Source organism: Brachyspira catarrhinii, assembly GCF_005518285.1.
GTDB lineage: Bacteria > Spirochaetota > Brachyspiria > Brachyspirales > Brachyspiraceae > Brachyspira > Brachyspira catarrhinii.
Genome location: NZ_SJDU01000088.1, coordinates 1 through 7,229 on the forward strand (window position 1 = coordinate 1; position 7,229 = coordinate 7,229).

General features: G+C 27.8%; 6 protein-coding genes. 3 read left to right on the top strand and 3 right to left on the bottom strand.

Annotated features, from left to right (window positions below; genetic code table 11):
- Positions 1-39 precede the first annotated feature (39 nt).
- Positions 40-630 carry a hypothetical protein gene (locus EZH24_RS04805; protein WP_137997985.1) on the top strand — a complete coding sequence of 197 codons (591 nt, stop codon included), beginning with the start codon at positions 40-42 and terminating at the stop codon, positions 628-630.
- Between the two features lie 222 nt (positions 631-852).
- Here EZH24_RS04805 and EZH24_RS04810 read toward each other — a convergent pair whose 3' ends face one another.
- Together EZH24_RS04810 and EZH24_RS04815 are read right to left on the bottom strand one after the other, a co-directional pair.
- Positions 853-2,283 carry a VWA domain-containing protein gene (locus EZH24_RS04810; protein ID WP_137997986.1) on the bottom strand — a complete coding sequence of 477 codons (1,431 nt, stop codon included), beginning with the start codon at positions 2,281-2,283 and terminating at the stop codon, positions 853-855.
- Positions 2,270-3,859, bottom strand: coding sequence for an AAA family ATPase (locus tag EZH24_RS04815; protein WP_137997987.1), 1,590 nt, complete (start codon positions 3,857-3,859; stop codon positions 2,270-2,272). Before EZH24_RS04815 ends, EZH24_RS04810 begins: the two co-directional genes overlap by 14 nt.
- Positions 3,860-3,997: 138 nt before the next feature.
- Here EZH24_RS04815 and EZH24_RS04820 point away from each other — a divergent pair, with 138 nt between their 5' ends.
- Complete coding sequence (locus EZH24_RS04820; RefSeq protein WP_137997988.1) at positions 3,998-5,710, top strand: DNA adenine methylase; 1,713 nt, start codon at positions 3,998-4,000, stop codon at positions 5,708-5,710.
- Positions 5,711-5,732: 22 nt separating this feature from the next.
- On the opposite strand, the gene EZH24_RS04825 is transcribed toward EZH24_RS04820, so the two are convergent.
- Positions 5,733-6,572: a DUF368 domain-containing protein gene (locus tag EZH24_RS04825; protein WP_137997989.1), complete on the bottom strand. Its 840-nt coding sequence runs from the start codon at positions 6,570-6,572 to the stop codon at positions 5,733-5,735.
- A 192-nt stretch (positions 6,573-6,764) separates the two neighbouring features.
- On the opposite strand from EZH24_RS04825, the gene EZH24_RS04830 reads away from it, so the two are divergent.
- Positions 6,765-7,229: CNNM domain-containing protein (locus EZH24_RS04830; RefSeq protein WP_137997990.1), on the top strand; the 465-nt coding region annotated here is incomplete at its 3' end.

Below are 7,229 nucleotides of genomic sequence, written 5' to 3' on the forward strand. Positions count from 1 at the left end.
TTTAGTTATAAATAAATTTATTAATAGGAGGATATTCGTATGAAGAATATCAAAACAATTTTAATCGCAGTATTATCGTTTATGCTCTTGTTTTCGGTAAGCTGTAAGAATGAAGACAAAACGGGAGGCGGAGACGGAGGTAGTGATTTCGATTTAAATGACATTTATACTACTTCGGGCGATGCGGCGACTTATTTTACTGGAAGTTATACTTTCAAAGGCACTCTTACTCGTAATTCTTTTTCGGGAATTTCGGAAGAGGAAGCGAATAGCGGAACATTGCCTACAAATCTAGAAATTACGGTAACTATAAACGCTAACAAAATAACCGTTCTTTCAGAATTTGCTCAATCATTAATATCAAGCGCTCAATTGAACAATGGCTACGATGGTATTTCTGCCGATAGTAAATTTAATGCTGGAGGCGAGAGTAAAACCGAAAATATGCATAATAAAGAATATATAGCTATTACTCAATTATTAAAAAATAATACTTTTGGATATGTCAGCGTTACTACTAGTGAAGCTGTTGATAAGATTACTGCGATTACGGTTAGGTATCAATTTGGAAGTATACAAGGTCCTAACAACTTTAAAGCCACATATATGGGAGATTTGGCTAAACAATAATTTTAATAAAAGTTTTCATTTAAGCTTCTTTAAGATTAAAAGGCATCGTATTTAATTTACGGTGTCTTTTTTATTATATTTATTTTCGGATTGCTTCACTAGCCAACGGCGAACTTTAGCCCCGTTAGCAATGACAAATTTATATCGTCATTGAGAGGCTACTGCCGAAGCAATCTACTATTGATAAAGTCGATTTTAAAATAAAATTTTATTGATAATGGATTAGTAAATATTTTTTAATCCATTATCAATATCGAATATCCAATGTTTACTAAATACTTTTCTATAGGAATAACCGAAAGGAAATTTACCGATTGAAACCGCAAAAAATTTATTTCCTTTTGATTTTTGTTTTTCGCATAATTCGATTAAATTATAAGGCATATCTTCCATCATAAAATCGGACAATACCAAAACATCGCCGTTTCTGAAATCGTCCGTATTCATTATTCTATTTGCCTCGAAAAGCGCTTTATAAATATCTGAACCGCCATGATAACTTAATTTAAGAAAATTTATAAGTTCGTTAAGTCCGTCATATTTTGAAAATTTATAAGAGTAAATTTCAACGCTGAAATTGATTAAATAAATATTTCTGTTTTCGGACAAAGCCCGCATAACGATTTTTAGCATTGTCGCTTTTGCAATATATTCGTTTATTCCTTTCATCGAGCCGCTCGTATCGATACAAATTATTACGGGACCTTTTCCGTCAATATAACCCGCTTTAATTTTTTGTTTTTCTTTTTCGTTAAAAATATAAGAATCTTTATCGAAACACATTAATCTATTTTCTATATATTTCAATTTAAATAATTTTTCAAAATCTTTGTCGCAAAGTAAAGAAAGCTCTTCGGGAACTATATTCTCAATATCTTTTGAAAAATAAATCCCGACAATTTCGTCTTTTGAAGTTATTTTTTTATTGGAATAATTATAAGTATCTTTAAATTCTATATTGTTAATCGCATTTTCAATATCGACTCTTCTTCCCATACTCTCGCAAATTTTTTCTATGTCTTTATAATCGTTTATAAAATCAGTCCATCTTTGAAGAAGCGAAATATCTTCTTCGGACAATTCGCCGACTCTAAAATCCCAAAGAACGCCCGTTTTTATTCTTAAAATATTTGACATATATTTAAGTTTTTTTAAAAGTTTAATCCAAGATTCCATATCGACAATAAATTTATCTCGCTTGCTTTTAATAATATTCAAAGTCCAAGTATTATTTTTATCGTTATAAGATTTTTCCCAAGAAGAGAGAATATTTTTTCTTATAATATTTAAATTTTTATCGTTTATTTTGTTAGTCCAAAAATTAGAATCTATATTTTTATCAATTTCTTTGAAATTATTTAAATAATTGATTATTTCGTTTTTATTAGAATTTTTATTTTGCATTTTTTTAAAAGCAATGCCCAATTCTATTTTATTATTTTGATAAGGATTATTATTTTCTATATATTCTTTTAGTTCTTTTTTCCATTTTGAAATTTTTATTTCAAGTTCGTCTTCGAGTCTCTTATCGTCAATATTCTTAAAAGAACCGTAAAAAACTCCTCTTGCCATATCTTCCGTTTTCTTGATTTCTTTTGTCGTAATATTATTTGCAGTTTCCGAAATATTTTTAAAATTTTTAAATTGTTGCATAATTTATAATTTCGCTTTTCAATTTTTCTGCGTTTAATTTTTCGCTTTCCAAATCTTCAATATGATTTTCAAAAATGTCGTTTATTATATTAATTTTTTCTTCCGATATAAAAATATTTTTAGATTCGTTTTTTGTTTTTTCAAAATTATTTTTTGAATCTAAAATTATATTTTCCATTTTCGATGTAAGCGAATCGATAAGAATCAAATAATTATCTTTTTTTTCTTTTTCAACTTTCTTTAAGCCGTTTTTTCTCATATAAAATTTTGGCTCGAATTTTGTAAAGAATTCGTAATTTTTTGAAAGTTTATCGGACATTATTCCGTTCGTTAAAGTCGCAGAATTAATCTCTACGGAACATATTTCGCTTTCGTTAAAAGAGCATCTGAATTTTTTTGTTATAAATCGTCCTTGGTCTAACGGATAAAAATAACCCTTCTTATTCATATTTTTTAGCGGAATATAAATTATCGTATCGGCATTATTTCCGTATTCGTCTATTTTGACATTCAAAGTTTTCGCAATATATAATTTGTCGTCAATATTTTCCGTATCGTAAGTTTTCTCCAAATTAAAAAATGTATTTTCAAATTCCGATTTTAAATTTTCAAAATCGTTTTTCCAATTTTCTAAATCCGAATTTTTGAAATTATAAGAAATTCTAATCGCGTTTTCAACAATTTTTTTCACCGCTTCTATATGTTCTTCCAAACTCCATAAACAATTATCCAAAAGCAAAGTTTCGTAAATATCGACTTCTTTTTTATCGTTCAAATATGCGGCGGTTTTCATTAAGTAAGAAATATTTTGCCATCTTCTGTCCGAAATATAAATTGGAATATCTTTATTGTCTTCGTTAAATTTTTCTATCGAAAGTTTTATCGCGTGAATAATATTAAAAACGATTTTTGAAATTTTTATTTTACCTATTTCTTCGCTCATTTTATTCCATTCTTCCGTTGTGATTTTTAATTTTTCGTCAATTTCCACAAAAGGATTCAAACTCGTATTCTCTAAAAGTTTTTCAAAATTATCTCTATTTTTAAGAGGATAAACCGTAAGCCTCGTTATAAATCTGTCGTATAAAGCTTCGAGTCCCTGATTTGGCGGCGGAGTTTCGTTGCTTGCGGAAATCAAACCTTTAAGAGGAACTTTTATTTCTTCATAACCGTTTTTAAAAATTCTCTCGTTTATAATCGTAAGCAAAGTGTTAAGTATTGCGGGAGTGCTTTTCCAAATCTCGTCCAAAAAAGCAAAATCGCTGTCGGGCAAATATCCTTTTATTTTTCTAACATATTTATCGTTTTTAAGTTCTTCCAAACTTATGGGACCGAATATATCTTCGGGCGTGCTGAATCTTTGCATTAAATATCCGAAATATTTTGAATCTTTGAAGGCGTAAGAGATTCTTTTCGCTATAAAACTTTTTGCGGTTCCAGGCGGACCGTAAAGAAAAACGGGCTTTCCAGCGATGACGCTCAAAAAAGTCAAAGCTACAGTTTCTTTTCTTTCGTATAATCCGTAAGATAGTAAAGATATTATTTTATTTATTCTATCTTTTAATTTATCGTTCATTAAAAACCTTCGATTAAAAAATATTTTTTATTATAACATTTTTTGTAAAAAATAGAATTATAACCGCTTAATATTCTTCTCACTCTTTTTAATATTATGTTAATTAAACTATGTTAATTAAATTCCGATAACTATATTATGATAACTAATAATATAGACATAAAAAATAAATATCTTAAAGAAAATCTAATCGCATACATTGGAAATAAGAGGAGATTATTGCCATTTATAGAAAATGTTTTTTTAGAAATTTTGGATAAAGATAAAAATATAAAAACCGCTTTGGATTTATTTGCGGGAAGCGGAAGCGTATCGAGATTATTAAAAACTTTAGATTTGGAAGTTTATTCTAACGATTGGGAATATTATTCTTATATTTTGAATTACGCTCATATTAATATAAATATTGAAGATACAAAAAATATGTTTATGCATATGGGCGGGCTTCAAAATACGATTGAAACGATTAATAATATTAGCCGAATAAAAAATAAAGACAGATATATTTCAAAATATTATTCTCCGAAAAACGATTATAACCCCGATTTAAAAAACGAAAGATTATTTTACACTCAATACAACGGAACTAAAATAGATATTATAAGGCATAATATTGAAGAGCTTTACAAAAATAACGCGATAAATCAAAAAGAATATTTTTATTTAATCGCTTCTTTAATTTACGAGTCGGCCACTCATACGAATACATCTGGAGTTTTCAAAGCTTTTCATTCTGGTTTCGGCGGAAGAAATAAAGACGCTTTAAGCAGAATACTAACTCCAATATCGTTAAAAGAGCTTCCATTATATAACGGCAAAAACGGTTATGTAAGCATGCTCGATGCTAACGAGTTTGTAATAAAAAATAAAGATAAAAAATTCGATTTGGTTTATTTGGACCCGCCATATAATCAGCATCAATACGGAAGCAATTATCATTTACTTAATACGATTGCATTATGGGATAAACCTAAGATAAATAAAAAAATATATATAAACGGAAAGAAAACGGATAAAGGCGGAATCAGAAAAGATTGGATAAAAACAAAGTCCGATTATTGCTATAAAAAAACTGCAAAAAATTCTTTAATCAATTTGCTTGAAAATATAAACGCTAATCATATAGTTATGAGTTATTCGACTGACGGAATAATAGAATTTGACGATTTAATTTCAATACTCGAAAATAAAGGAACTTTAAAAATAGAGACTTCGGAATATGTGAAGTATAGAGGAGCAAAACGTTCGATAGTAAATAAAACCAAAAACATAGAATATTTATTTATAGTCGATACAAGAAAATCGAAAGTGAAACATAATAACGATAATCATTTGAAAATAAAATATATTGAAAACATCCGATTAAAATTAAATAATCCCGTAAACGCCTCGAAAGATTATTTATTATTTGAAGGCAAAGAAGGAAATATAAAATTGAATTTGAAATATTCCGTTCATATAATCAATGTCGAAGAAATTTGCGCCGAATTAAAAAATAAAAGCGTAGATTATATAAAAAGATTTTCGCTATTTTTGGATAAATATATTAAAGAAAATAATTTGGACACTTTGAAAATTTACTTTTCGCATTTGAAAAAAGCCGTTTTAATTAACGATATAAAATTGATAAAATATTTTGCAAATCATATTTTAAAAATATACGCGAGATTATGCTCGAAAAAATCGAACGAATATATACTTGAAATAACGAACGAACTTTTGGATATAATTTATAAATACGACAATATAAACGCCGTAAATAAAATAAAAAAAAGAATGATTTATAATATTTCGCATTCTGGCATTTCGGATATTAAGAAAAATAAAATTCTTATAAAACTTGAAAAATAGAATTTATTTTTTATTTCTTTCTTTAAACTATCGCATCGGGGTCGAATCTTTGAAGTAGTCTTATCAATAAATAAGCGGATATAAAAAGCAACGGACATAATATCCATTCTATCGGGTTTTTAGGTAAACCTGGAAAAACTTGCATGATAGAACCCAAAACAAATCCCGATATAATTAAATAAGAAGATTTTACATAATGTTTCATAAAATATTCCAATATTTTTGTGGTTAAAATTATTCCTAAAATTAAACCGAAACATAAAGGGACAAGATAAGGAATATAAAAGCTTTGAATCGCGTTTATGGTTTCCTGATAAATACCTAATAATAAAAACATATACGAAACGCTTATGCCAGGTAGTATCAATGCTATTGCCGAAATGAATCCCGCCAATGCAAGTATAAAATAAGTAAAACTTTTGCTTCTATTATTTTCCGAGTCGCTGAAAAAACCTTCGGGTATCATAGATATTAAATATACCAAAGCCGCTCCCAATATTATGTATATTATGCTCATATAATTAAATTTATAATATTTGGTTTTATTATAAACCGTATTAAAACCGCCTAATGCAGCTCCCATAAAAAAGAAACAGCTTATTGTAAAAAATTTATCTATTAAAACGGACAAAGGTTTTGCCACTATAATCATTCCTAATAAAGCGCCTATAGAAAATAAAATTACCGTTAAAAAATTCGATTTGTTTTTAATAAAATAATTTTCGTTTTTTGGAAAGCTTAAAATACCGCTTAAAGAAGCGATTAATTTATCGTATATTCCAAGTATCATTGCCATAGTTCCTCCGCTGAAACCTGGAACTAGCATAGAAGCGCCGACTATAAAACCTTTTAAAATATTCATAAATTAAATCCGATAAATTTTAGATTTTGAATAATAGCATATATAAATTATTAATGCAATTAAATTATATCGCAATAAATATTTTACTTCGTTTTAATTTATAGATATATTTATATTGAAAAACAATTATAAATTTTGTATAATTTAGAAAAACTATTTTAACTCATATAGGACAGCCATAATTATTAAAATATGGACTTTATAATTATAATAATTTTGATTATTTTAAACGGCATATTCGCTATGTCGGAGATAGCCGTAATATCCGCAAGAAAATCCTCTTTAATGAAAGAGAGCAAAGAAGGAAATAAAAACGCGAAAACGGCGCTTTCTTTGGCAAATCATCCCGATAAATTTTTATCCACAATTCAAATAGGAATAACTTTGATAGGAATATTAACGGGAATTTATTCGGGAGATACCGTTGCAAAAGAATTATCGAATATTTTAATAAAGATTCATATTCCGACAGTTTACGCTTCTTCAATATCGAAAATAATCGTAGTGGCGTTGGTAACTTATCTTACTTTAATATTTGGAGAATTAGTTCCAAAAAGACTTGGAATGGTTATGCCCGAAAAAATAGCTAAAACGGTTGCAAGTCCTATGATTATATTATCCAAAATAGGCGCTCCTTTCATTAAAGAGGATTTTCTT

What these genes read in the sequence shown, in the direction of transcription:
- EZH24_RS04820 (WP_137997988.1), top strand. Translation starts at nt 3,998, where the DNA reads ATGATAACTAATAATATAGACATAAAAAATAAATATCTTAAAGAAAAT.
- EZH24_RS04805 (WP_137997985.1), top strand. Translation starts at nt 40, where the DNA reads ATGAAGAATATCAAAACAATTTTAATCGCAGTATTATCGTTTATGCTC.
- EZH24_RS04815 (WP_137997987.1), bottom strand. Translation starts at nt 3,859, where the DNA reads ATGAACGATAAATTAAAAGATAGAATAAATAAAATAATATCTTTACTA.
- EZH24_RS04810 (WP_137997986.1), bottom strand. Translation starts at nt 2,283, where the DNA reads ATGCAACAATTTAAAAATTTTAAAAATATTTCGGAAACTGCAAATAAT.
- EZH24_RS04825 (WP_137997989.1), bottom strand. Translation starts at nt 6,572, where the DNA reads ATGAATATTTTAAAAGGTTTTATAGTCGGCGCTTCTATGCTAGTTCCA.